The following is a 23785-nucleotide window of genomic DNA, read 5'->3' as shown; positions in this document are numbered from 1 at the left end:
CAGGCTGAGCCAGGTGCACGTGGCAGGGGGCCTCACGACCGTCCATGCGGTCCAGGCGAATCGGCGGTCGGCGTGGGCGTCAACCGGTGGCGACCACGCCCTCGGCTGGCAGGGACGAGGTGGATGTCAGAGGGATCCGGTTGAATGAGCCCGTGACCGTCTATGACGTGGCCCGCCAGCTTCCCACCATCCCTGACCTGCGGGACCTGTGCCGCTCGCTTGCGATGCTCGACGCGATCCTGAGCCCGGACTGGGAAAGCCGGTACTACTCCTTCAACGCCGCGTGGGCTGCAGGCGAGGAGATGGCCTCGATGCGCAACGGGTCAGGAGACGAGTACTCCATCGTGTTCTCGGCGGCTGGGGCCTATGTCCGTGGCTTCGGCCACGAATCGCGGATCAGCCCATATGGCCACGATGGCGAGCCCTGGCCGGGAGTGATCGACGACGTTCCCGAGGTCTTCAAGTCCTTCGTTGAGGAGCCAGCGTTCACCGACGAGGACGGCGTGCCCGTTGTGTCGGCCTGCTTGTGGCGGGAGGGGACGGATGATCAGTGGCGGCACGGCACGATCGACTTCCCCTCGAACCATGCCGACCCTGATGGGGCGACGGGTCTGTTCCAACTGCTGGTCGACCGCTCACCCGAAGCGTTCCAGCGCTTCGCCGAGGACTACTACGAGGTCTCTGTGGATCTGGGAGCGGTGAGTGACCTGTATGCCTTGCGGCCGCTGGACCAGGAACTCGTGTCGTCGTTGAACGTAGAGGTCACCCTGGCGGACCTGGCCGAAGACATCTCCGAAATCGGTTATCCGCAGGCCCGTTGAGAGGGCTGCCGCCGGCGTCTCAGAAGCTGTTGTCTTTCCGGGTGTGATTGGCGTGTTTCCGCTGGTTGCGGATAGGTGCGGTAGACCCGTGGGAGTAGTGGCCTGTCAGGTCGTCGTTCCCCGGGAGGTCTCGAATGCCGTCAGTCGTTGGACTACTGGAACAGCATGAGCTCGTTGCTCGGCGTCGGGTCGATGGCCTGCGTGAGGAGGCCGACCGTATTCAGGCCGAGTTGGCCGCGGCCGAGGAGGAATGGCAGGAGTGGGTGATCGCCCGGCGGCGGGTCGATACGGTTCTGGCTCCGGACAGCGCCGCTGACGCCAGCCCCCGAGCCGCCGCCGGGCCTCGGGAGGCGGACAGGCAGCCGGCGACCCGTGATGCGGCCAACCCGAAATCGAGGTGCCGGTGTGGCGTGAGGAGGTCGCCTCTTCGGTGCTGTCGGTCGACTACCAGCGCATCCTTCAAGCCGTCGCGGACCGGGTCCGTCTCGGCCAGGGGCCGCTGACCTGCCAGGAAATGGCCGCAGTGTTCGGCATGGACGTGGTGCCGGCGCGGGTGGAGGCATTGCGGTCGAAGGCGAAACGCCTGGTCGCCCGAGGCTGGCTGGCCGAGCCCGCACCCGGCCGGTTCACCCTCGGCCCCGGTGTGGCCGGGCCAGGCGGCGGGTCATGAGGGCGGCCATCGACCAGTAGATCATCGCCTCGGCACTGGCGATACGACGCTCGAAGTCGCGGGCCAGGCGGCGGCTTCGCATCAGGTGCGCGAAGAGACGCTCGACGATCCACCGCTTGGGCAGCACCACGAATCCCTTCATGCTGTCGCTGCGCTTGACGATCGCCAGGACCAGGGCGAACGCGGCCAGGCAGTGCTCGATCAGACTGCCGGTGTAGCCGCCGTCGGCCCAGACCAGGGCCAGGCGATGGTGAGCGGCAGCCACCTGTTCCAGCAGGATGTGGGCAGCGGCGCGATCGCCCACATCCGCAGCGGTGACCATCACGCCCAGCAGCAGGCCGAGGGTGTCGACCACGACGTGCCGCTTGCGTCCGTTGACCAGCTTGCCGCCGTCGAAGCCACGGGTGCCGGCGCCGACCACGGCATCCGCCTTGACCGACTGCGAATCAATCACCCCAGCCGTCGGCAGGGCATCGTGCCCTGCCCTCTCCCGGACCTGCCCGCGCACCCGGTCATGGAACTCCCGGACCAGGCCGCGATCGCGCCAGCGCCGGAAGAACGCATAGACCCGGTCCCACGGCGGGAAGTCGGCTGGCATCGCCCGCCACTTGATGCCGTTGTCCACGAGATAGCCGATCGCGTCCAGCATCGCCCGGTGGCAGTACGCTTCCGGCTGCCCGCCCTGGCCCTGCATCCAACCCGGCACCGGCAGCAGCGGCCGCACCACCACCCACTCCGCGTCCGTCATGTCGCTCGGATACCGACGCTCTCGCAGGCGATTGTCGGCAGCGTTTCCGAACCGGTGAGCCAGACAGTCACACTCCCGAGTGCCCGCGGTGGACTGCACGGGCATCGGCACGCAAGACTGCGACACCAGGGCCTCCTGATGCTCGGTGATTCGACACCAGCGAGCTGTTCAGGAGGCCCTCCTCGTATGCGCCGAGCACCCGACGACCACCCAATCGAGACGGCCGTTCGAGCACCTGTCGGCGTACTCGTCAATGTGCCCAGCGTGGTACGTGTGAACGTGCTCAGCCCGTCTCTCTGCGAAACGACTCTCGATATGGGCTCAGCGACGATGCACGCGAGCGGCGACGGGTCGGACCGCGGTTGTCTGATCCATCGTCGGTAGCTGTGGGACCAGCACCTTCTGCAGCAGGAGGAGCTGACTTACTGTTTGGCTTCGACGCCTTCCCTTTGGAAGGCGTCGAAGTCGGTCTCGGCGAGTGCTGAGCTGCGGCCGCAGGGGGGCGTTGATCAGACATTTCGGCGCCGGACGTAGTAGGCAACCGTGACGACGGCGAGTAGCGGTCCCCACAGCAGCATCGGCACATAGCACGCATTCATGATCCACGCGGCCACGCCGTGGGGAGCCTCGGACCCACCCACGTCGGCGGGCGCGCCTCCCCAGAACATCTGCAAGGACAGCGCGGTGACCGCGAGTGCCCCCAGCGTCGCTGGAACAACCACCGCCCATATCGGGATGCGCCTGCCGCCCAGGAACGGTATCCAGCGCGGGGCTGTCTCGCCCCACGGCCTGACCAGACCGATAGTGAGGAGTGCAAGTCCTTCGGTGAAGAGGGTCAACAGGGTGATGTAGGAGGAGGTTTCCAGGCCGGGCTGCCAATCCTTGGCCAGCTGCCCGCTGAAGCCAACCGGGATGCCCACGGCCATGGCCATCCGCCACAACCCCGACGGCAGGACGGCCACCGGTACGGCATGGGCCATCCGGTTCACCCAGCGCGGCACCGCGTTAGAAGCGACGTCGGCGTTGGCGGACAGCGTGTTCCCAGTAACCATGGCAACCTCCCGAATGGCGTGTACGTTGCCTCAAGATTTCGCCCTGCACCCCACGCCAGGCGTCCTGCCAGAGTCTCGTCTTGCGCCACCCCCTCGGGTGAGCCCGCCTACCTCTCAAGCATGATGAGGCAACCCCGTGGGAGATCGCGACAGCCCGCCGGCCGGCCGAGACACTCAGCAGGCTGGTTGAGGAGGACCGCGACTGGCCTCCCGCAGCAGGGCAATACGGAAGTCGCTGGCCCACGCGGGCAACTCCACGTGGAGCGAGGTCGAACGACCGTGAGGAGCCGGAATCGCCGACGCGGGAAGAACACCGCAGGAGCCCCAAACATCGTCGACACCGCGAGCGCCCCCGCGGCATCCGAAACCGTCGACCAGACGTACTGACCAACAGACAGACATCGTTGAAGGACCTGTGCAGGTTCAGCTGTACTTGCCTGAGCACATTCGGGTGTACGCCGACAGCACCAATCCCCAGAGCATTACGATAAAAGCCACTTACGCGTCCGGGTGCTCCGGCAGGGCCAGCCAGTCCGACCAGGAGATCTCTCGGCCGAGGAAGCGCGGCTGCTCGAACGGCCAGTCGGCGGCGATCCACTGCGGCACCAGCTCGTCGAGGGCCTGCTCGACCTTGCTGCCCACCAGCTCGTCCACCACCCACCAGGAGATCTCGCCGTCCGCGCCGGCCCTCTCCGGGGGGTCGATGTAGACGCAGCCGAGCAGAGCTGTCTCCGCCGCGTCGAACAACGCGTAGTTGAAAGACTGGTGTGCGGCGATCTCCTTCTCGTGCCGCAACAGGTCGGCTTGGTCGGCCTCGTAGGTCATGGTGGCCGCGGGCCAGCCCCAGGCTGGGCCGTAGATGGTCCACAGTCGCTCGCGCGAACCCATTACAGCCGGATAGTCGAGCGGGGTGTCCGTCTCCCGGATCGGCCGCAGGTGATGACCACTGCCCGGCAGCGGTACCAGGACGGGATGGACGAAGTTATCGGGGAGCCAGCGCATAGCGCCCGACCGTAGCAGCGCGCGGCCGTCCGCTCCTCTGGATTTTCCCCGTACACCGCCAGGCCCTGCTCTCATGCCGGGCAGTCCCCGCGATCACCCGATCGAGACTCCCGTTCGATCGACAGACTCCGTGATCGGTATGGCAACGGCTTCTCAACGCCAGGGGCTTGTGCGCGTTGTTCTTCTCGGTCTGTGGCCTGGGCGTCGGAGCGCGCCATGTAGGGGAGGTGCTCGAGGCGCCGTGCGGCGCTTGTGGCCCACCAGCAACGGGCATCGGGCGAGGAGGCGGCCTTGGGGACGTTGCCGAAGGCGGGCGCCCTCGTTGCTGCTGGTCGCCCGGGCGCGGACACGGATGTCAAGGAATTCTTGACAAGCCGCCCGCGTCAAGGTTTCCTTGACGTATGTTGATCTTGAATTTGAAGGCCCGGCACCGGGACCTCTTTCCCGCCACCACATCCATGGCTGCCGTACTGCCGCTCGCCGTGAGCCTGCCGGCCATGACGGTGATGTCCGGCGGCCGGCTCGACACCTTCGCCACCGTCGCCCTGATCGTCGGGGGCCTCGCACTCATCGCCTGTACGGCCGCCCTGGCCGCCAGGGAGGCGGCCCGCAACTCCGCCGAGCAAGCACGCCGCGACGAGGCAGTCCTCGACGCCCTCGAACCCCTTGCCGGACTGCGCCGATGAGCGACGAACCACTGCTCCACCCGGCGGAGATGGACCGGATCCGGGAAGGGATCGCCGCAGCCATCCTCGGCGCCCCCGACGGGCTGGCCGACTCGCTCGAACACGACGCCCACGGGTACCTGCGCCTGGTGGACGCCTCGCGCGTCGGCGCGGAGGAGGCAAGTCGGCTGCTGCGTGAGGCCGTCCAGGGCGCCAGGGCCGCCGGCCACAGCTGGGACACGGTGGGCCGCGTCCTGGGAGTGAGCCGACAGGCCGCCCAGCAGCGCTTCGCGAGCAAGGCCGCGGGGGTGGGTCCGTCGGCACCGCTCGCCGAGGGGTCGAACGCCCCGAAGCGCCGCACCCTCAGCGGGTTGACCGCGTTCAACGAGATGGCCGCTCTGGAGGAGGCCGGCCGTGACGGCTGGCACATGGTCGGCTACGGCCCCTTCTTCCACGAGGTGGAGGCGTCCGGCCATCCCTGGGAGCACTGCCGGGTTACGCTCCCCTCCGCCGCGCGGCACCGACGGCTGGAATCGGAAGGATGGATTCCGGTCGGCGCGGGATGGTTCCCGTGGCGGTACTACAAGCGGCCCGTCGAACCCGGCAGCTAAAGGGTTGTTGCAGAAGGCTGGGTGTGGTCAGGCCGGCGTGCTGGCTGACAGGCTGGTTCGCTGTGCCATGGCGAGGTTGTGCATGGTCGCGACGGCTTGGACGACGTGAGGAAGGCCGTCTCCTTTCTGGGGGGAGTCGCGGAGGATCTCCCAGTTCTTCATCCAGGTGTGGGCGTCGGCCTCATGCCCACGATGTCGCGGGGGCTCCTCAGGCGGCGTGGTGCACTTCCCACCGGGAGATGCCGCTGCGTTCCTCGGCGACGTACAGCGTGCCGTCCGGGCCGAAGGCCAGCCCGTGGGGTTCGCGGTCGGGGGCGGCGAGCGGGTGTTCGGTGATCTTCCCGTCCGGGGTGACGGAGCCGATCCGGCCGGTTCCCCACTCGGTGAACCAGCAGGTCCCGTCCGGGGAGACCGCGACCGCGTGGGGGCGGCAGTCGGCCTCGGGCAGCGCGAACTCGGCGATCTCCACGCCTGCCTCGCCGGTCGTGAGATGCCCGATCCGCCCGGTGCCGATCTCGGCGAACCACAGGCTTCCGTCCGGGCCGGCCGTGAGCCCGACCGGGGCGGCGCCGGGCGTGGGCAGAGGGTGGATCCGGACCTCGCCGGAGACGGTGATCCGGCCGATCGCGTTCGCCTGGTTGAGGGTGAACCACAGGGCCCCGTCGTGTCCCGCCGTGAGGAAGGACGGGAATCCCCCCTCGCACGGCAGCGGGAACTCGCGGACCTCGCCGTCCGTGCCGATCCGGCCGATGCGGTCGGTGTTCGTCAGGGTGAACCACATGGCGCCGTCGGGCCCGGCCGCGATCCCGTAGGGCCCGCCCGCGTCGCCGGGAAGCGCGTACGAGCGGGTCTCGCCGTCCACCGTGATCCGGCCGATCCGGTGGTCACGGTACCGGGTGAACCACAGTGCGCCGTCCGGTCCGGCGGCGATCAGGGTGGGGCCGCAGTCGGAGGAGTCCAGTACGAACTCCTCGACGCGCCCGGTCGACGGGGCGAGGCGCGCGATGCGCCCGGCGTGGACGAGGGTGCACCACAGGTGGCCGTCCGGCCCGGCGGCGAGCGCGTACGGGCCGGAGCCGACGGTGGGGAGGGCGAGGGTGCCGAGCGGGCGCACGGAGGTGGTCAAGGGAGACGTCCTTTCGACGGGGAGGGGGCGGGGGCGGAGCGGCTGACCAGTAGTCACGGGCAGGCGCCGGCTGCGGCGGGCGCCGGGGCGCGCAGGGCGAGCCGGTTGCCCGACCAGCGGGCGCACAGTCGCCGGTCGTGGCTGACGACGACCACCGCGCCGGCGAACCGGGCCAGCGCCTCCTCCAGCTCCTCCGCCAGCGCGGGGGAGAGGTTGTTCGTGGGTTCGTCCAGCAGCAGGACGTCGGCCGGTTCGGTGACCAGGCGGGCCAGGGCCAGCCGCTGCCGCTGCCCGACGGACAGGGAGCCGACCGGAGCGGATAGCCTGTCGCGGGTGAACAGGCCCAAGGCCAGGAGCCGTTCGGCGTGCTCCTCGGGAGTCCCGGGGCGGCCCTCGGCGTAGGCCGCGAGCAGTGTCCCGCGGATCGCGCCGACGTCGGTGTGCTGGGCCAGCAGCCCGGTCCGGCCGTGCCGGACGACCTGGCCCAGGTCGGGGGCCAGGACGCCGGCCAGAACGTGCAACAGGGTGCTCTTGCCCGCCCCGTTCGGGCCCGTGACCAGCAGTCGGCCGCCGGCCGGCACGGTCACGTCCACCGGTGCGAGCCGCCCCTCGACCGCGACGCCCGCTGCGGCCAGCAGCACCCGTCGTGTGTCGCCGGACCCGGCCGGCCCGGCGGGCGTCCCAGGTCCGGCGGCAGCCGTGGCGGTGGCGGTGGCGGTGCGCGGTACGGCAGTGAACCGCAGCGGGTCCGCGGGCGCGGGCACTGGCTGGGCCAGCAGCCGGGCGAGGCGTTCCTCGGCGTTGCGGACCCGGCTCGCAAGGGACTGCTGGACCCGGCCGGCGGCGCGGTCGTACGCCATCTTGTTGCCGTCCCTCAAGGCCCGGCCGGGCGCCACCCGGCGGGCGGTGACGGCGGCGGCCTCGCGCAGCCGGGCCGCCTCGGCCCGCCAGGCGGTGTGGGCCTCGGCGCGGCGACGCCGCTCGGCGGCGCGCTCCGCGAGGTAGCCGGCGTAGCCGTTGCCGTACCGCACGGCCCTGTGCAGGTCGCCGTCGACCTCCAGGAGGGAGGTGGCGACGCGTTCCAGGAAAGCCCGGTCGTGGGAGACGGCGACCGTGATGCCGCGTCGGGCGCGCAGGTGGTCCTCCAGCCAGGTCAGGGCGGCGCCGTCAAGGTGGTTGGTGGGCTCGTCGAGGAGCAGCACCTCCGGGGCGGCGGTGAGCCGTACGGCGAGGCGCAGGCGTACGACCTCGCCGCCGGACAGGCCGCCGACGGTGCACTCGCGGGGCAGGGCCGGCAGGCCGAGGCCGTGCAGGGAACGCTCCACACGGGCGTCCGCGTCGTACCCGCCGCGCAGTTCGAAGGCGGTGAGGGTGTCGGCGTACGCGGTGAGGGTCTCGGCAGTGGCGTCGCCGCCGGCCATGCGGGCCTCCAGCCGGCGCAGGCGCCGCTCCAGGGCACGCAGTTCGGTGAGGGCGCGGTCGACCACCTGCTGGACGGTCAGGTGCGGGGGGAGGTCCTCCTCTTGCGCGAGGTAGCCGACGCCGCCTTCGGCGCGCAGAACGACCTCGCCGCGGTCGGGGCGCTCGGCCCCGGCCAGCAGCCGGAGCAGGGTGGACTTGCCGGAGCCGTTCTCGCCGACGATGCCGAGGCGTTCGCCGACGGGGACAGAGCAGTCGACGGAGTCGAGGACCAGGCGGCCGTCGTAGGACTTGGTGAGGTCAGACGCGGTGAGCTGTGCGGTCACAGGGCGGCTCCAGGGGTTCGGGGGCGGGGGTCGTCGTCGCGACGGCGGTGTGGTGGGTGGTGACGCGGTGGATGACCACAGGAGTTCTCCCTTAAAGCGACGGATGTTGCGTTAAAATGCTGGCATGGATTCCCCCGCGCAGGCAAGCGAAGATTCCGGCCGACAGGAACCGGCCGCGAGGCGGCGCCGGACGGGCGGCCGGAGCGCCCGCGTCCGCACCCAGGTGCTGGAATCGGTGGGCGCACTGCTCCTGGAGGCCGGGTACGACGGGCTGACAGTCGACGTGGTCGCCGAACGCGCCGGCGTCCACCGCACGACCGTCTACCGGCGCTGGCGCGACGTCGGCAGCCTGCTGGCCGACGTACTCGACGCCGCGTCCGACGACACGTGGATCCCACCGGACGCCGGGTCGCTGGAGGACGACCTGACCGCCCTCAACCAGGAGGTGTACGAGGCGCTGGCAGGCGGCAGGCCGAACCTCACCACGGCCCTGATCGCCGCCGGGTTCCGATCGGCCCAGGCAGCGACCGCGCTGTCGCGCTTCTGGGAGGACCGCTACGCGCGATGTGCGGTGGTCGTTACCCGGGCAGCCGACCGGGGCGAACTGCCCGGCCCCGCCGACAGCCGAGCCCTGCTCGTCGCCGCGACCGCCCCGCTCTACCACGAACTGCTGCTGCTCCGGGCCGTCCCCGACCCGACGCTGCCGCACCGCGCCGCTCGAGCCGCCGCCGCAGCGGCCCGCGCCGGCGCCTTCGGCACGCCGCACTGACCCCGGACGAACCGGCGGTCGGCGGCCGGCTGCCGTCCCGGTGCCGGAGGCGGTAGGCCTGAGCGAGGACGCCGAGCGGTACTACGGGCCGCTGACCTTGTGCTCTGAAGGCCCGTGTCACCGGATCGTCTGAGCCCAATCAGAGCCTCGCTGATCCAGTCGGGGGTGGATCCTGTCTGTGCTTGGTCTGGCTGGTCGGAGTCTGAGCTGGGGGCGCCCCGTTGCAGGGTGCGGGCAGCGAGTACGGCTCCGGCGGGACTTTGCGGACACGGCCTAGCCATGCCAGTGCTCGCGCCCGAGGTGGATCAGGTGGAGCTGGTCGCGGGCTGTCGCGAGGACGGGGGACCAGTCCTCGCCGCGTAGGGAGGCGGTGAGGCACGCGGAGGCCGTCATGAACATGTGGTCGACCAGGAGCCGGGACAGCATCGTCACGTCGGCGGTTCCCCAGCCTTCGCTGAGCGGGTCGGCCACGAGGACGGCGCTGATCTCGGCTGCGAAGGTGTCGAGTTGTCCGGCGATGGCCTCGCGCACCGCCGCGACTCCGCCGTGCCGCTCCCGGACGAGGAAGCGGACGTGTGCCGGGCGGCTGCGGACGAGTTCGGCGACGAGCTGCACCGCGCGGTCGGAGCGTCGAGCGGCGTCGCCGTTCGACGCGAGGACGCCCCGTACGGTTGCGTGCAGGCTGGCCAAGGCCTCCTCGACGAGTGCGGTCCCCAGCTCGTCCATGCCGCGGAAGTGCCGGTAGAAGGCGGTGGGGGTGACCCCGGCGTGCCTGGCGACTTCCCTGAGACCGAGGGTTCCGAGGCTCCGCTCCTCCAACTGGGCCAGGGCCGCGTCGAGGAGCGCGCGTCGGGTGCGGCGGCGCTGTGCCTCGCGGACACCGGTGTTCGGACTCATGAAGGGAGTCAACCGCGTCACAGTCAACGGCCGCCAGCATGAGACGGATTGGACCGGGTAGTCGGTGAACAACTGTTACCTGAAAGTGGGAGGTACTCCCGTGCTCTTCCTCGTAGGTGCACTGCTCGTCCTGGGCGTCGTCCTCGGCGCCGTGGCCCATCTGCCGGTGCCGGTCAGCGTGGCTGCCGGCCTCGCGATCGCGCTCTGGCTGGCCCTCTTCGCCGCACGCGAGCGCCTGTCGGGCCACCGTGCCGGGCGCCCCGACCATCGCCAGGGAGGTCTGTGATGAACCCGCGTACTGACGTCAAGGTCCCGGCCGATGCCCGTCCTCGTACCCGTGGCCGCTACCGTGACGCCGACGCGATGGCGGTCATCGCGTTCGTCCTCGGCCTGGTCGGCCTCCTGGTGATGAACCTGGTGCTCGGCCCGATCGCCGTCGTTCTCGGCTCCCTCGCCCTGTGGCGGCAGACCGCCAGGCCGGGCCGCGCCCGCCTGGGCATCGCCTTGGGCGTAGCCGACCTCGTGGTCCTCGCCTGTCTCGTCACCGCCGACGACACGTGGTCGTGGAGCCTGACCTGAGGTGACGGTCACCTGGTCCGTGTACGGCGCCCGCCCGCCAGCCCGATCACCCCGGTCGAGGTCGAGGTCGAGGTCGAAGTCTAGGTCGAGGTCGAGGTCGAGGTCGAGGACGCGAGAATGCGATCACCGCTTGCCGGGTGTGAACTGAAAGGTGAGCGGAAGTGTTGGTGACCACCCAACCCTGCGCCGCTACCCCGGCGAGCTGGCGAGCGCCAGCCCGGTGACCGCTCACACCCGAAGCTCGACCTGATCGATCGCACCGGTGGCGCGTAAGGGTTGGCGGACTCAAAGGACCGTCGCCACACCGCGGAGTTGACCATCGCGCGCGACCTGGACACTCGCTCCGCGCAGGATGTACTCGCGGGTATCCCGTGCGCGATTCCTCCGCCACGCGTTGACCCGATGCTGGAAACCGCCGGAGCGGGCGCTACCAGCGGATGTGGACAGAGGGGCCATGGAACGTGCAGTAGTGCTGATCGGCGTGAGTGCTGATCGGCGTGAGCAGATCGGGAGATTTGCCCGAGTTGCAGGCCGTCACCAAAGGCCTGGACGCGATGCGTCACTGGGTAAAGGACCAGCACATCCCCGAGAAGCGCGGCCGAGTCCTCTCTGACGAGGACGGCGTCCCAGTACACGAGTCCGATGTGTTCGATGCCGTGAAGAGGTATGTGGAACTTCATACGGTCGAACAGCTGGTCATATATTTCAGTGGCCATGGGGTGAACAACAATGCAGCGAATACTGGCTGCTCTCCGATGCCCCGGGCAACCCGAACGAGGCCGTGAACGTCGCGCGCAGCATGCGGCTCGCCGAGCGCTGCGGCATTCCTCACGTCGTTCTGGTGTCGGATGCCTGCCGAACGGCGCCGGCGAACATCCAGGCAGACGATGTGACCGGCTCAGCCATCTTTCCCAACCTTCCGGTGGGCGCCATCGCCCAGACCGGTGCCGTGGACGTCTTCTACGCCTGTCGGCTCGGTGAGCCCGCCTACGAGATCGCCGACCCAGCAAAGGCGAGTAGTGGCTATCGGGCTCTGTACACAGAAGTCCTCGCGGAGGCCCTCGACGGCGCGTACGCGGACCTGCGTGAGCGTGTAACCAGCGACGGCGAGGTCTATGACGTGGTTCGTCCCTATCCTCTGCGGAGGGCCCTTCCGGACCTCGTCACCCGCCGCATCATCGACCTGAAGGCGACGATGACCCCCGTTCAGGTGCCCGAGAGCAAGGTCTGCTCCGACCCGGATGTGGCCTGGCTGTCCCGGCTCTCCGTTCCTCCCAGCCCTCCTACCGGCCCTCTCCCCGGCGGCAGCGGCGCTCCTCCCCCCAGGCCCCCGCCGCCCCAAAGCGCTTCCCCCGCCCCTGCCCGGCATCACTTGTGGCGACGGCTATGGCAATGGCAGTGGCGCCGGCCCGCCCCTTCCTACGACGCCGCTCCTGGCGATGGCGCCTGGCACACCACGGATCGCGCCCCGCTCGACCAGACGCGCCATGATGTCGAACTCACGGTCCGCCTGCTCGACCGACCGCCGGATCTGGCGGGTACCAAAGAAGCACCGGCCGCCCTGCAGGTACACGGAACGAAGTTCAAGGGTGCGGATGCGTTGTATGAAGAAGTCCTGTCGGTTCATCGAGGTGTCGTGTCACCGGGCCGCCGTGCGCGAGAGCATTGCGTACCGACGTCAGTCTCCTGACAGCCCGCGACCATCGTCCCTCCAGTTCCGTGTACCAGGTACGCCTGCCGACGGGGGCGGCCACCTTGTGGAGCATGTCCTGGGTGCGCCGTCGCTGCAAGGTGTGCGCAGGATAGGCGGCGGCCAGGGCGGGAAGAGCAGCAATCGCCTGCACGATGTCGGTGCGAAAACCCCACCGCTCGTACTGCACAAGGCTGTTATGGAGCGCGATGACGACCTCGGCTGTTTCCGGGCCCAGCGACCGTACGCCGTCTCGCGCGTGCCACACCAAATGCACCAGGTCAGCGGCCGTACGGTCGCAGATCCATGCGTCCTTGTGGTATTCGTCCAGATACGTACGCTTGCTGCAGCGCCTCCACCCACGTCAGGTCCTGGTCGCCCATGCCGTACGAGCCGTCCCGAAGGACCTGCGCAAGCTCATCGGCCCACGACAGCTGCGTGATCTCATCCCCCACGTTCATGGTGCCAGTCTGGCACCAGCCTCGGACAGGGAAGTATTCGCCTAGAGGATCACGCGTCGAGGGCGCACGTCCCTCCCGCCACTCTCTGGCGTCGCGCCGAGCGGCGATGCGCGGCTGGGCGGCACCAGTGCTAGGGGTGCGGTTTGGCCACCCACTGCCATTCTGTTGGGGAGGCCGACTCCGCCGAAGGGCAGGGAAATGGTGCACGGCGCGTTCGGCCCGCTCTGCACACGCTCCTACGCCTGGATCACGTGGCCTTGAAGGACGATCACGCGGTACTGGGCGCGCTCCGCCGTTGGGGGTGAAATGGCCGGCGTCCGGGGCGATCAGCCAGCTGTGCCACGCCTCCTGGTAGAAGCGGGCGGTCTCCAGCGGCTACGCCGTAGTGGTGATGCGGAAGACGTCGCAACCGCCCGTCCCGACGACCGGGCGGCGCGCCCACGCGTCCCCGCCCAGCCGCTCGAACGCCTCAACGGCCGCCTCATCGCAGGGTCAGGGTCTGCGCGCGGTCGGCCGCAGTACGCCGCTGAAACCGGACTCCACCGGTCAGCTCGCCGTCGCCCCGCGGACGGGTGACCCTCACGGGCCCTGGGCGGATGGCTGAAACACCCTCATACCAGCCCCATTTGGTGGGCACGGTTGTTTGGCGAACAGCTAACTGAGTAGGCGTACATCTGTGCGTCCGCCGTTTCCGTCGTGGTCCAGCTACCCCGGTCCGTACGCGGTTACACCGCCTACGGATCGTCCGCCGACGACGCCGTTGCGCCACGCGGCGTCCTCCTCGACCTCAGGAGCACCATGACCCCGATCCTCTTCGTCTTCGCCAAGGGCGGCCCTCCTCTGGAGTACGCGCTCCCGCGCATCGCCGCCCACGCCGAGGTGCACCTCCTGGCGCTCGCGCCGTTGCCCCGGATCACCGAGTCGGTGTGGCGGCCTCGGTGCGCGTCGGTCACCACGGCCCCGCCGGGTGAGGGGGTGGAACTGGTCGATCTGATCTGTTCCCATGCCCGCCGCGTCGGCGCCGAGGCGGTACTGACCCTGTCGGAGTACGCCGTGGTGGCCGTCGCCCACGCGAGCCTGCGGCTGGGTCTGCGCGGTGCCGGCGAGCGGGTCGCGGGGGCGCGGGACAAGCGTCTGATGCGCCGGATCTGGCGTGATGCCGGGTTACCCGTACCGGGGTTCGCGGAGGTCCACACTGCGCAGGACATCACGGCCGCCTTCGACACCCTCAGGCCGCCGCTCCTCCTGAAGGCGGCCTGGAGCGCGGGTTCCACAGCCCACCTCACCGTGTGGAACGAGCAGCAGGCCGAGGCGGCCTGGAAGACCGGACGTTCCGTCATGGAATCCTCCTCCGCGCAGGGTTACGCGGAACTGCACGCCGCGGATGAGGGCGTCAGCGATTTCCTGCTGGAGGAGATCGTGACCGGAGAGGCCTCTGACTGGTTCGACGGGGACGGGTGGGGCGACTACGTCAGCGTGGAGGGGATCGTCGCCGACGGCCACTACCACCCGCTGTGCATCACCGGGCGGATGCCGACCATCGCGCCCTTCACCGAGCGGGCGAGCCTGGCTCCGGCCGCCCTCCCGGACGCGTTGCAGCGTCGGATCGAGGTGGTGTCGCGCGCCGCCGTGGACGCGCTCGGACTCGACACGTGCGCCACCCACACCGAGATCAAACTCGGCGCGGACGGGGCCATGTGGCTGATCGAGACCGCAGCCCGCTTCGGTGGGGTGATGACCACCCGGCAGGTGGAGACCGTCTTCGGGCTCGACATGATCGGCATGCTGGTACGCCAGTTGCTCGGCCGGGAGGTCGCCTACCCGCACCGGATGCTGACCGAGGGCGAGGGCGCCGCCGGATCCCTCGTCGTCCTCGCCGTCGACCCCGAGGGCCGGCCTTGGACCGAACTCCCAGCCTGGGACTTCGATGCGGTCGACTGGCCCGCCCTAGTCGCACCGGGATCCCGCGTGGAGCCGGTGCGCGAGCACAGTCTCGCGCCGGGCAGCCCCATCCCGCCGTACGAGGAGGCGGGAGGCGCCAATTCCATGGCTGCGCTGTGTTTCCTAACCGCCGAGTCCGGACCGGAGCTGCTAACCGACTGCGGCCGCATCCTCGCGGCCCTGCCGAACGCCCTCACCGCCCCGTCCCTCGCCCGGACCACCACCCCCACCGCCGCCCCCACCGAACCGTCCGCCCTGTCCGCCGACCGCTCGACGCCCGGGAGCACCGCATGACGAACCCCGGAACCATCACTGCCGCGCCGTCCCCCCGGGGCGCCGCCGTGGACACCCTGCTCACCCTTCCTCTGTTCGAGCAGCTGGCCGGGGTGCTGGGCGGCCACCCGTACGTGAAGGTCATCGTGGATCGCGACCAGGGCCTCTGGCACGTCCTCGACAGCGCCGTGCACTCCTTCCACGTCAACTACATAGCCACCGAGATCCAGGGGCTTACCCTCGAACAGCTCGACGACGAACTCGACCGCTTCAACCACGACGTCTACCAGAACCCCGCGCGGCGCTTCCTGCTCGGCGTCCTGTCGCTGCACTCCCGGGGCGGCCCGGAGCGGGACGAGCCGTTCATGGTCCTGGAGACCACCGAAGCCGACACCATGGGCGCCGACCTGCTGATCGAGTTCCACGCCTTCGTACGGGCTCACCTCGATCCCGCGCTGGAGCTGCTGGTGAAGCCGGCCAACCACGGCCAGGAGAACGCCCTCGCGGCGGTCCCGGAGACCGTGGTGCCCCGAGCACGGGGTCACGCGCTCCTGGCGACCGCGCCCTTCGTGCCATTGACGCTCGCCTCGGCCACCGGCCGCCTCCGCGCCTTCACCTCGGCCGAGGAATACCTGGCCGCCCGCGCGGACCTGACCTGGTACGACATCGTCGCCATGCCGGTGGTCCCCGACGACATCCCGCGGCTCGCCGGTCTGATCAACGCCCATCCCACCACTCCGCTGTCGCACACCAACATGCTGGCGGCCGGCTGGGGCATCCCCAACGCCATCGTCCGCGGAGTCCTCGACACGATTGCCGACGAGAAGCTGGACGGCGCCTGGATCCGTTACGAGGTCACCGCCGACGGGTTCGTCATCGAACCCGCCGAAGAGCCGTCGGACCTCGCCGAACCGACCTGGCACACGCAGCGGGTCCGCCTCGACACCCCGCACGTGACGGACGTACCGCTCGTGCCGCTGTCCGCGTTACGCACCGGCGACCGCAACCGCTACGGCACCAAAGCGGCCAACCTCGGGGAACTGCACCACGTACTGCGCCACGGATCGGGCAGGCTGACCGGCTACTACTCCGTGCCCCGCCCACCCCGGGCCGACCTGCTCACTCACCTGGCCGCCCGGCTGGAGATGCCCCAAGACGGCGATCTCGCCCAGCACGCGAGCGAGTTCCTGACCCGGCACGTCCAGGCGCCGACGGGCATCGCCGTCCCCTTCTCCGTCCAACAGCGCTTCCTGGACTCCTCGCCCGCCGTGCAACAGAGCATCGGCAAGCTGAAGATGGCCCTGGAGCTGAGCTCCATGGACGCCGTGGACACGGTCTGCCTCCAATTGCAGCACCTGGTGCGCACCCTCCCGGTGCCCGAGGACCTGGTGCGCGCCCTGGACACCCAGCTGGTCGAGCATCTGGCGGGCACGGGCCGCTTCGCCGTGCGGTCCTCCTCGAACGCCGAGGACCTGCCAGGCTTCTCCGCGGCCGGGATCTACGAGTCCCACACCAAGGTCACCGACCTGCCGGGGCTGCTGGACGCCATCCGCCAGGTATGGGCCTCGCTGCTCTCCCCGCGCAGCGTGCGGCTGCGCCATCAGGCCGGCATCTCCCTGGACGACACCTACATGGGCGTGATCGTCCAGCGCTACGAGCCGTCCCCGCTCGGAGGCGTCATGGTCACCTGCAATCCGACCAACCGGGCCGACTTCCGCAACGTGTACCTCAACTGCGCGCACGGATCCACAGCCGATGTCGTCGACGGCCGGACGATGCCCCTGCAATACCTGTACAACACGGTCGAGGGCGGCGGCCGCACGATCTCACTGGGCGCCGCCAACGAGGACCTGACCCAGGGCACGCGGGCCCACCTGGGCCGGCTGGCGCTGGCAGGCCGCCTGCTCCAGTCCCACTTCGCCACGGACTACACCTTCGCGGGGCCGCTCGACATCGAATGGCTGCTCGGGCCGGAAGGCGCGCTCCACATCCTCCAGCTGCGCCCGTACAGCGCCTGACCGTCCGTACTTCCCCGCGTACCGTCCCACCCGAAGGTCGCCCATGCCCATCTCCCTGCGTACCCGCGTGAAACGCCGCGTCCGTCCGCCCGCCGCGGTGCTCGGCGTGATCCGACTGAACAACGCATTCCAGCTGTTGTTCAACCTGCTGTGGTGGATGCCGGTCTTCTACCAGTACCAGAAGCAGGCGGGCCTGTCGGACAGCCAGATCTTCGGCATCCAGAGCGTGTACTACGTGGCGTTCTGCCTGCTGGAGATACCCACCGGCTTCATCGCCGACCGCATCGGACAGCGCCGCTGCATGCAGCTCGGGGCGGCCGCGATGACCGCGGCGAACCTCCTCCCGGTCACCTCCCCGTCCTTCGCGGGCTTCATGGCGCACTTCCTGGCCATCGCCGCCGCCCGCTCGCTGGTGTCCGGGGCCTCCAGCGCCTACCTGTACGAGTACCTGCACGAACACGGCGCGGACGAGCACTACGTACAGGCCGAGGGCACCGCCCGGGCACTCGGCCTCTGGGCGAAGATCGCCTGCTGGCCGCTGGTCGGCGTCCTGATGCACGTCCGGCACGAGGCCCCCTACGTGCTGACCGCGCTCTCCACGCTCGGCTCGCTGGCCTGCGCCGCGGCCCTCCCGGCAATCAAGGCACCCCGCCCGGGCGGTCACCCGCCGACAGAGCGCATCGGGCTCCTCAACTCGGCCCGCCAAGCCGCGAAGGTGCTCGCAACGTCACGGTCCCTGGGGCCTTTGATGGTGCAGGGCGTGGCCGTGTTCACGCTCGCCCGCATCTGCCAGGTCAACCTCTTCCAACCACTGCTCCTCGAAAAAGACCTCCCCGTCACCGACCACGGTGCGGTGCTGTCGGCGATGACGGTCGCCGAGGCCGTCGGTTCGGCCAGAACCGGCTGGCTGCGCAACAGACTGTCCGACACCACCGCGGTAACCGTCCTCAGCGTGGTCATGGCCCTCACGCTCGCGGCCACCACGCTCTCGGGGGGCCTGGGCACGATCCTGTGGCTGTGCGTGTTCGCCGCCGCGGCAGGCCTCGCGTACCCGGTGCAACGCAACCTGATCAACACGGCCATCCCGCCAACCCCCTACCGGGCGACCCTGCTGTCGGTGGAGTCCATCATCGACCGCGGCGTGTGCGCGCTGGTGGCGCTGGCCGTCGGTGCCTACCTGGCGGCGGACCGCCTCGACGCGCTCCTCGTGCACGCAGCGGCGGGCACCTGCCTGCTGCTGCTCGTCGTGGGCGTCACCCTGCGGCGACTGCGCCGGGACAGGGCACGTCCGGCCGCCGATCACCCCTGACACGGCGCGACTGGCCACGCGCGCCGCGCCACCAGCGCCCGGCGCGGTTCGGTCGTTGACTCCGAGACACGAGCAGGAGCGCGAGCTGCCGCATCGTCAGGTTGTTCGGCCAGTACGCAACGACCAGCAGCACGCGGTCCTAGCTTCGACTCGTGTCCTGACCCATCAGACAGGGCCCTGGGGCCAGCGCAGCCCGCGCCGGTCTGAGGTGCGCGGTGAGGCCAGGTGTCCGGAGTTCGGGGGCCTACCACCAGGCTGCGCACACGAAGCGCCGGCCCCGCCCGACCGTTGAGTTGGGCGGGGGAGACGGGCTGACGGTGTACCAAGCCGGCGGCGCCGGGGCTCCTGGGAGGCAGGTGTGAGCAACGCCAAGGAGCGCTACAACCTCCGCGAAGGGTGGTGTCGTTCCGTCCTGACTGCGCCACACCGTTCCGCCCATGACGAGATCACCCGCGGGTTGCGCCCGTCGTTTCGGGGTCTGCCCTTACGACGGTTGGCCGGGGGCGAGCGCGTCGCCCCATGTCCAGCGCGGGGCGTGCTCATGGGGCAGGTACAGGGTGCGGTCGGGGGGGAGGATGACGGTGGCATCGGTCAGGGCCGTTCCAGTGGTGGCCGCGACCGTTGTAGCGAGGGGTGAGGTAGGACCATTCGAGGTTTCCGGCGATCATCGCTTCCAGCGCGTCGACGTAGGCGCGGAGGCTGCTGTCCTGGCTTGCAACGCCGGCCCGCACTTGGGTGGTGAGGTGGTCGAACTCGGCTTCGACGTAGTGGACGGTCGCGGCGATGCGGTCGACGGCTGCCTGCAGGTCGCCGCCGTTGTCGACGAGGGCGAGGTGGATCTCGTTCATGGCGTCGCCGCTGTAGAGCTCCTTGCGATAGGAGAAGACGTCGTTGACGCCGATCCAGTGGCCCTGCCACCAGCATGTTGAGGCGCCGTAGTTCGGGCAGCTCCTTCAGGCGGTCGCTCAGGTCGATGCCGAGGCCGAATGCGAGAAGGGGGAAGCAGCACTCTCCGATCGAGCTGTTGCGGTGCTTCTCGTAGGTGGGAAGGTCCAGTGCCGCGCGGTCCTGGACGAGGTCACGCTCGACCTGGCAGGCCTCCAAGAACTCGTGCAGAGTGCGCGCGTAGCGCTGCCACACCCGTTCAGGCGCGGGGGGAGGGTCTGGTCCCGCAGCTGCCCGAAGGCCCGAGTGAAGGCGGTGTCCACGGCGGGCGGTCTGCCGTCGAGGACGGCGGGCAGTTCGTGTATCCCCAGGTGCCGGATCCGGGACGGCGGTGCCTGGGCGAAGACGTCGTCGATGCTGAACAGGACGTCGATCCAGGCGCAGATCACTTCGATGCGGTCCTCACGGGCGTCGGCATACGTGAGCAGGTTCCACAGGGAGCAGGGGTGTCCCTGGGGCGGCCTGGCTATGCCGCCTGCGGGGGCGCTGTCTTCTGCGTGGCCGGGGTTTCTCATCACCGATGTTCCCCGTCGGCTGATGCCGTGCGGCGGGTCGCAACCAGAGGGCCGGCCTTGGGAGTGATGAGGAAACGGGGCAGTGGTCGCAGTGGTGTGGCACTGGCCTTGCGTAGTTGCCAGCGGCTGCTGATGGTGGCGAGGGCGAGGGCGAGGACGGTTTCGGTCATGCCGTAGTGCTCGCCCAGGCACTTGCGGCGCCCGCCGCCGAAGGCCGTGAATGCCTGGCGTTGGGCCGGGGTGACGCGTTCGGACAGCCACCGGTCCGGGTCGAGACGCTCCGGGTCCGGGAAGACGGCCGGGTCACGGTGCAGGGCGTAGGGGGAGACGATCACATCCGCGCCCGCAGGAACGGTGAAACCGGCGAGCACGGTCTCCTCCGAGGCGACGCGGCTGAGCATCCAGGTGGGCGGCCACAGCCGCAGCACCTCGATGAGGACCTGACGGGTGTAGGACAGGCGCTCGATGTCGGCGAAGACGGGAGCGTTTCCGGCGAGCTCGCGGTCCAGCTCGGCCCACAGCCGGCTCTCCACTTCCGGGTGGTCGGCCAGGGCGTGCAGGGTCCAGGCGAGCAGGGAAACGGTGGGTCTCCACGCCCGCGGCCAGCACCGACAGAACCTGATCACGTACCTCCGTATCGTCCAGCGGGCGGCCGTCGTCGTCGGCGGCGGCCATCACCAGGGACAGCAAGTCATCCCCTGGTGCCTCGCCGCCCCGGTACTGCGCGACGGCCGGGGCCGCGATCAGCGCCGCGCCACCACCTGGGCCGCAAGCCGGTACATGCTTGCTTCCACACCGATCCGCTCACCCTCACGCCACCCGCCGACCGCCTGCGCGACGCAATCAACCGAGCCGGGCGGGCCGGGGCGCGGGTGGGCGCTTGTGGTCGGCAGACATTGGGGCGGAAGGTGTCCTGGTGAGTCGGGCCGAGGCGGGCGGTGACGCATCCGGAGACACGGTGGACCATCAGGAGGCACGGTGGATCTGCAAAGGGAATCGGTCATCGAGGTAGGACGGGCGGCTGAGCCGAGTGGGTGGTGCTGTCTGCGCGCGGCGCAGCCCCTGTGGCGGCCACGGTGCCACCGCGACCGAGTTCAGGCAGGTTGAGCCTGTCGTTGTCGCAGCTCGACTTGGCCGAAGAGGAGGGCGTATCCGTCGGGGAGTTGCCGTAGCAGTCGGGCCAGCAGGTCTGGGCCGGCGATGGGGCGACGGCTGCGAGGACGGCGCCGGTGTCCCACCGGGCGACGGCGGGGGTGAGGCCGGTGCGGGCGGCGAGGTCCTTGACGAAGCCCCAGCCAGTGAGCCGTTCGTTGTCGGGGGGCGAGGCGGTGAGCGCGAGGGCCGCTTCCACGGGCAGGCATCGTGCGAGGTCCACGCGTTCGTCGCCCGTCACTTGGCGGCCGAGAGCGGTGAACACGGCGCGGACCGCGTTCTCTGCGCGTTCACGAGTGGTGTAGGCGCCCTCGTAGCGGACGCGCTCCAGAATCTGGCCGAACGTCATGGCAGTGAGGGACCGTTCGGGTCGCCGGCCTTTCTCTGCGGGGGTTCGGGGTCGTGGGTCAGGTGGGCTGGGAGCGCCCGAAGAGGAGCTCGTAGCCGGGTGGGAGCTGGAAGAGGATGTCGTGGGTGGGGGCGTCGCCCGCGGCGGTGGCCACGGCAGACAGTACGGCGCCGATGTCCCACAGGGCCGTGGCCTCGGTGGCTCCTTCGATTCAGGCCGCCGTCGCGCGCACGAAGCGTTGCGGGAGAGCGGTTCGGTGGCCTGGAGCGGGTTGAGGAGGATCAGGGCGTACGTCTCAGGCAGTCGGGCCGCGAGCCGGGCGCGGACGGGGACGCCCCGCCCCCTTTGCCGATGGTTCAGCCGGAGATCTGCTTGCGGTCGTCGGCGCGGCCGATGGTGACCTTGCGCGGCTTGGCTCGCTCGGCGATCGGGACGCGCAGGGTCAGGACACCTGCCTCGTAGTCGGCCTGGATGAGCTCGGTGTCCAGGGTGTCGGCCAACACGATCTGCCGGGAGAAGACGCCGAGGGGCCGCTCGGAGAGCTCCATCTGCACGGTGTCGGACTTCGCGACCGGGCGGCGCTCGGCCTTGACGGTCAGCATGTTCCGCTCGACGTCGATGTCGATCGCCTCGGTGCTGACGCCGGGGAGGTCGAAGGCGATGACGTACTCGTCGCCCTCACGGTAGGCGTCCATCGGCATGACAGACGGCTTCGACCAGGTCCCGGACGTACCCGACAGCTGCTGGACGAGCCGGTCCATCTCGCGGAACGGGTCGGTGCGCATCAACATCGCGAAACACCTCCAGTTGGTTCAGGCAGGAACTGCCAATGCGCTTCTACGTGCTTCCGTTGAACATGTCATCGAAACGACGACAAGTAGGACGTCGTCCAGACGATGACAAGGGTGACTGGGAGTGTCATGGACGAGGTTGCCGAATCCGCTGAGCGGGTGTCCTTCCTTGCTGCCGCGGCAGCGCTGGAAACGATCCGCCAGGCCGTGACGGACGCCCGGCAGGCCTCTGCGGATACGCCGCACGCGGGTGCCGGGGAGGCGCCCGGCCCGCACTCCGCCCTGGCGGCGCTGCTGATGCTGCGGGAGATCCGTGAGCAGCTTGCAGGCTGGGAGAGCAGTCTGATCGAAACCGCCCGCGGCGAAGGCGCGAGCTGGGCCGATCTCGCAGGACCTCTCGGGGTCGCCAGCCGCCAGGCCGCCGAACGCCGCTACCTGCGGCTGCGCCCCGGCGCGGCCGGAAGCACGGGCGAACAGCGTGTCCAGGCCACCCGCGACGCACGCGCCGCCGACCGCACCGTGACCGCCTGGGCCCGCGAGAACGCGGCCGACCTGCGCCGTCTCGCCGGCCAGATCACCTCCCTCACCGACCTGCCCGCCGCGTCCGAGGGCGCGATGGGCGAGCTGACCCTGGCCCTCGCCGACAACGACGCAGCCCGCCTCGTCCAGCCCCTGACCGATACGCGTGCCCACCTGCGGCCCGAAGACGCAGACCTCGCCGACCGCCTCGACGCCCTGACCCGGCACACCGACCAGCTCCGCCGCGACAGCAACGAGGAGCGCAACACCTGACCCCTAGTCCCGGGCGACGACGGCGCTGCGCGACACGTCAGGACGACTGGTGAGCGAGTGACCGCGGAGAAAACACGCTTGGCCACACCCCGGACCCGGACTCCCCTTCACTGCCGGGACCCGCCGGGGCGCGCAGACGACTAGGAAGACCACGCCCCGCTCGTGCGGGTGGAGACCGGAGAGCAGAGCGTCGTCCTACGAGTCAGCCGGACTGCCCCAACGAGATCGTCGTCGATCTCACCGAGGTCACCTTCTGCGACTCACCGCACGCCCGGACAGCTGACCGCCGCATCCGCACGGGTCTGCTCGGGGCGACCGCTGGGCCCGATGGACACCCCGGACCGGTGCTGCGAGCAGGTGGTGCCGGCCCAGTCGCGGCGGATGGAGCGCCGATCGTGGAGGTCGGAACCGCCAGGCCTGGCGACAGCCGGCTCACGGCCACCCGGGTGACCTCCACCCAGTCCACGGCCCTGTACCGCCGCACTACACGCACGCCGGCGCGAGGATGCGCGGGCCAGTTCCCCCTTCTTCGTGGCTGGAGTATTCCGTGCTCGAACGCAAGCAGCTCAAAGGCCGTACGAAGGTCACCTTCATCCTCCCTGAGGACACTCCGGACGGGCCCGTCAGCGTCGTCGGAGACTTCAACCACTGGAACCCGGCCGCCCACCCCCTGGAGCCCCGCGGCGACGGCACCCGTGCCGCAACCGTCGCCCTCCCCGCCCACAGCGCACACTCCTTCCGCTACCTCGCGGCCGGCGACTACTGGTTCGACGACGAACACGCCGACAGCCACGACGGCACCAACAGCCGCATCCACACCTGACCACCGGCCTGCCGACCGACCTGCCCCGACCCGCCCCGGCT

Annotated in this window: 22 protein-coding genes and 4 pseudogenes; 13 read left to right on the top strand and 13 right to left on the bottom strand. The window is 70.0% G+C overall.

Features of this window, described 5'->3' with window-relative positions; translation table 11 throughout:
• Positions 1 to 152 precede the first annotated feature (152 nt).
• Positions 153 to 821, top strand: coding sequence for a hypothetical protein (locus tag ACZ45T_RS32625; RefSeq protein WP_468447728.1), 669 nt, complete (start codon positions 153 to 155; stop codon positions 819 to 821).
• A 134-nt stretch (positions 822 to 955) separates the two neighbouring features.
• Positions 956 to 1491: pseudogene (locus ACZ45T_RS32620) on the top strand (hypothetical protein).
• Here ACZ45T_RS32620 and ACZ45T_RS32615 read toward each other — a convergent pair.
• From ACZ45T_RS32615 to ACZ45T_RS32605, 3 genes are all read right to left on the bottom strand, one after another.
• Positions 1448 to 2239, bottom strand: coding sequence for an IS5 family transposase (locus ACZ45T_RS32615; protein ID WP_468447726.1), 792 nt, complete (start codon positions 2237 to 2239; stop codon positions 1448 to 1450). The pseudogene ACZ45T_RS32620 and the gene ACZ45T_RS32615 sit on opposite strands and share 44 nt — an antisense overlap.
• A 509-nt stretch (positions 2240 to 2748) precedes the next feature.
• Positions 2749 to 3291, bottom strand: coding sequence for a hypothetical protein (locus ACZ45T_RS32610; RefSeq protein WP_468447724.1), 543 nt, complete (start codon positions 3289 to 3291; stop codon positions 2749 to 2751).
• Positions 3292 to 3789: 498 nt separating this feature from the next.
• Entirely contained in the window at positions 3790 to 4293 is a 504-nt protein-coding gene (locus ACZ45T_RS32605; protein WP_468447722.1) for a GNAT family N-acetyltransferase, read from the bottom strand.
• A 401-nt stretch (positions 4294 to 4694) separates the two neighbouring features.
• Between ACZ45T_RS32605 and ACZ45T_RS32600 the strand changes: the two genes are divergently transcribed.
• The gene (locus ACZ45T_RS32600) at positions 4695 to 4979 is read left to right on the top strand and encodes a hypothetical protein (protein WP_468447721.1); all 285 of its coding nucleotides are present in this window, start codon (positions 4695 to 4697) and stop codon (positions 4977 to 4979) included.
• Entirely contained in the window at positions 4976 to 5569 is a 594-nt protein-coding gene (locus ACZ45T_RS32595; protein WP_468447720.1) for a hypothetical protein, read from the top strand. The genes ACZ45T_RS32600 and ACZ45T_RS32595 overlap by 4 nt, the downstream gene beginning before the upstream one ends.
• Before the next feature lie 208 nt (positions 5570 to 5777).
• On the opposite strand, the gene ACZ45T_RS32590 is transcribed toward ACZ45T_RS32595, so the two are convergent.
• Entirely contained in the window at positions 5778 to 6695 is a 918-nt protein-coding gene (locus ACZ45T_RS32590) for a Vgb family protein (RefSeq protein WP_468447718.1), read from the bottom strand.
• A gap of 53 nt (positions 6696 to 6748) precedes the next feature.
• Positions 6749 to 8440, bottom strand: coding sequence for an ABC-F family ATP-binding cassette domain-containing protein (locus ACZ45T_RS32585; protein ID WP_468447716.1), 1692 nt, complete (start codon positions 8438 to 8440; stop codon positions 6749 to 6751).
• Positions 8441 to 8564: 124 nt separating this feature from the next.
• Here ACZ45T_RS32585 and ACZ45T_RS32580 point away from each other — a divergent pair, with 124 nt between their 5' ends.
• Positions 8565 to 9209: a TetR/AcrR family transcriptional regulator gene (locus ACZ45T_RS32580; protein ID WP_468447714.1), complete on the top strand. Its 645-nt coding sequence runs from the start codon at positions 8565 to 8567 to the stop codon at positions 9207 to 9209.
• Positions 9210 to 9482: 273 nt separating this feature from the next.
• On the opposite strand, the gene ACZ45T_RS32575 is transcribed toward ACZ45T_RS32580, so the two are convergent.
• Entirely contained in the window at positions 9483 to 10106 is a 624-nt protein-coding gene (locus ACZ45T_RS32575; RefSeq protein WP_468447712.1) for a TetR family transcriptional regulator, read from the bottom strand.
• Positions 10107 to 10206: 100 nt separating this feature from the next.
• Between ACZ45T_RS32575 and ACZ45T_RS32570 the strand changes: the two genes are divergently transcribed.
• From ACZ45T_RS32570 to ACZ45T_RS32560, 3 genes are all read left to right on the top strand, one after another.
• The gene (locus ACZ45T_RS32570; protein WP_468447710.1) at positions 10207 to 10392 is read left to right on the top strand and encodes a hypothetical protein; all 186 of its coding nucleotides are present in this window, start codon (positions 10207 to 10209) and stop codon (positions 10390 to 10392) included.
• Positions 10392 to 10685, top strand: coding sequence for a DUF4190 domain-containing protein (locus tag ACZ45T_RS32565; protein WP_468447708.1), 294 nt, complete (start codon positions 10392 to 10394; stop codon positions 10683 to 10685). The genes ACZ45T_RS32570 and ACZ45T_RS32565 overlap by 1 nt, the downstream gene beginning before the upstream one ends.
• A gap of 781 nt (positions 10686 to 11466) precedes the next feature.
• Complete coding sequence (locus ACZ45T_RS32560) at positions 11467 to 12375, top strand: hypothetical protein (protein ID WP_468447706.1); 909 nt, start codon at positions 11467 to 11469, stop codon at positions 12373 to 12375.
• 281 nt (positions 12376 to 12656) lie between these two features.
• Here ACZ45T_RS32560 and ACZ45T_RS32555 read toward each other — a convergent pair whose 3' ends face one another.
• Positions 12657 to 12836 (bottom strand): hypothetical protein, encoded by a 180-nt coding sequence (locus ACZ45T_RS32555; protein WP_468447704.1) that lies wholly within the window; start codon positions 12834 to 12836, stop codon positions 12657 to 12659.
• Positions 12837 to 13532: 696 nt separating this feature from the next.
• Here ACZ45T_RS32555 and ACZ45T_RS32550 point away from each other — a divergent pair.
• The 3 genes from ACZ45T_RS32550 to ACZ45T_RS32540 are packed head-to-tail and all read left to right on the top strand — an operon-like array spanning position 13533 to position 18377.
• Positions 13533 to 15071: an ATP-grasp domain-containing protein gene (locus ACZ45T_RS32550; protein ID WP_468447702.1), complete on the top strand. Its 1539-nt coding sequence runs from the start codon at positions 13533 to 13535 to the stop codon at positions 15069 to 15071.
• Entirely contained in the window at positions 15068 to 17068 is a 2001-nt protein-coding gene (locus ACZ45T_RS32545) for a PEP/pyruvate-binding domain-containing protein (protein ID WP_468447700.1), read from the top strand. Before ACZ45T_RS32550 ends, ACZ45T_RS32545 begins: the two co-directional genes overlap by 4 nt.
• 43 nt (positions 17069 to 17111) lie before the next feature.
• On the top strand, positions 17112 to 18377 hold the full coding sequence (locus ACZ45T_RS32540; RefSeq protein ID WP_468447698.1) for an MFS transporter: 1266 nt from the start codon (positions 17112 to 17114) through the stop codon (positions 18375 to 18377).
• Between the two features lie 539 nt (positions 18378 to 18916).
• Here ACZ45T_RS32540 and ACZ45T_RS32535 read toward each other — a convergent pair.
• The 6 genes and pseudogenes from ACZ45T_RS32535 to ACZ45T_RS32510 all read right to left on the bottom strand — a co-directional run bounded on the left by ACZ45T_RS32535 (position 18917) and on the right by ACZ45T_RS32510 (position 22129).
• Entirely contained in the window at positions 18917 to 19279 is a 363-nt protein-coding gene (locus ACZ45T_RS32535) for a terpene synthase family protein (protein ID WP_468447766.1), read from the bottom strand.
• 28 nt (positions 19280 to 19307) lie between these two features.
• A pseudogene (locus tag ACZ45T_RS32530) lies at positions 19308 to 19517 on the bottom strand (terpene synthase family protein); the annotation flags it as partial.
• Positions 19518 to 19836: 319 nt separating this feature from the next.
• Entirely contained in the window at positions 19837 to 20463 is a 627-nt protein-coding gene (locus ACZ45T_RS32525) for a cytochrome P450 (RefSeq protein WP_468447696.1), read from the bottom strand.
• A 468-nt stretch (positions 20464 to 20931) separates the two neighbouring features.
• Positions 20932 to 21338: pseudogene (locus ACZ45T_RS32520) on the bottom strand (DUF2267 domain-containing protein).
• A 58-nt stretch (positions 21339 to 21396) separates the two neighbouring features.
• Positions 21397 to 21665 (bottom strand): annotated as a pseudogene (locus ACZ45T_RS32515) (DUF2267 domain-containing protein); the annotation flags it as partial.
• A 29-nt stretch (positions 21666 to 21694) separates the two neighbouring features.
• Positions 21695 to 22129, bottom strand: coding sequence for an Hsp20/alpha crystallin family protein (locus tag ACZ45T_RS32510; protein ID WP_468447694.1), 435 nt, complete (start codon positions 22127 to 22129; stop codon positions 21695 to 21697).
• 129 nt (positions 22130 to 22258) lie between these two features.
• Between ACZ45T_RS32510 and ACZ45T_RS32505 the strand changes: the two genes are divergently transcribed.
• Both ACZ45T_RS32505 and ACZ45T_RS32500 read left to right on the top strand, forming a co-directional pair.
• Positions 22259 to 22921: an HSP18 transcriptional regulator gene (locus tag ACZ45T_RS32505; RefSeq protein WP_468447765.1), complete on the top strand. Its 663-nt coding sequence runs from the start codon at positions 22259 to 22261 to the stop codon at positions 22919 to 22921.
• A 547-nt stretch (positions 22922 to 23468) separates the two neighbouring features.
• Positions 23469 to 23744, top strand: a complete 276-nt coding sequence (locus ACZ45T_RS32500) for an isoamylase early set domain-containing protein (protein ID WP_468447691.1) — start codon at positions 23469 to 23471, stop codon at positions 23742 to 23744.
• The last annotated feature ends 41 nt before the right edge of the window (positions 23745 to 23785 follow it).

The organism is Streptomyces sp. NPDC030995, assembly GCF_055571215.1.
This window is presented reverse-complemented; position numbering and strand designations above follow the sequence as displayed.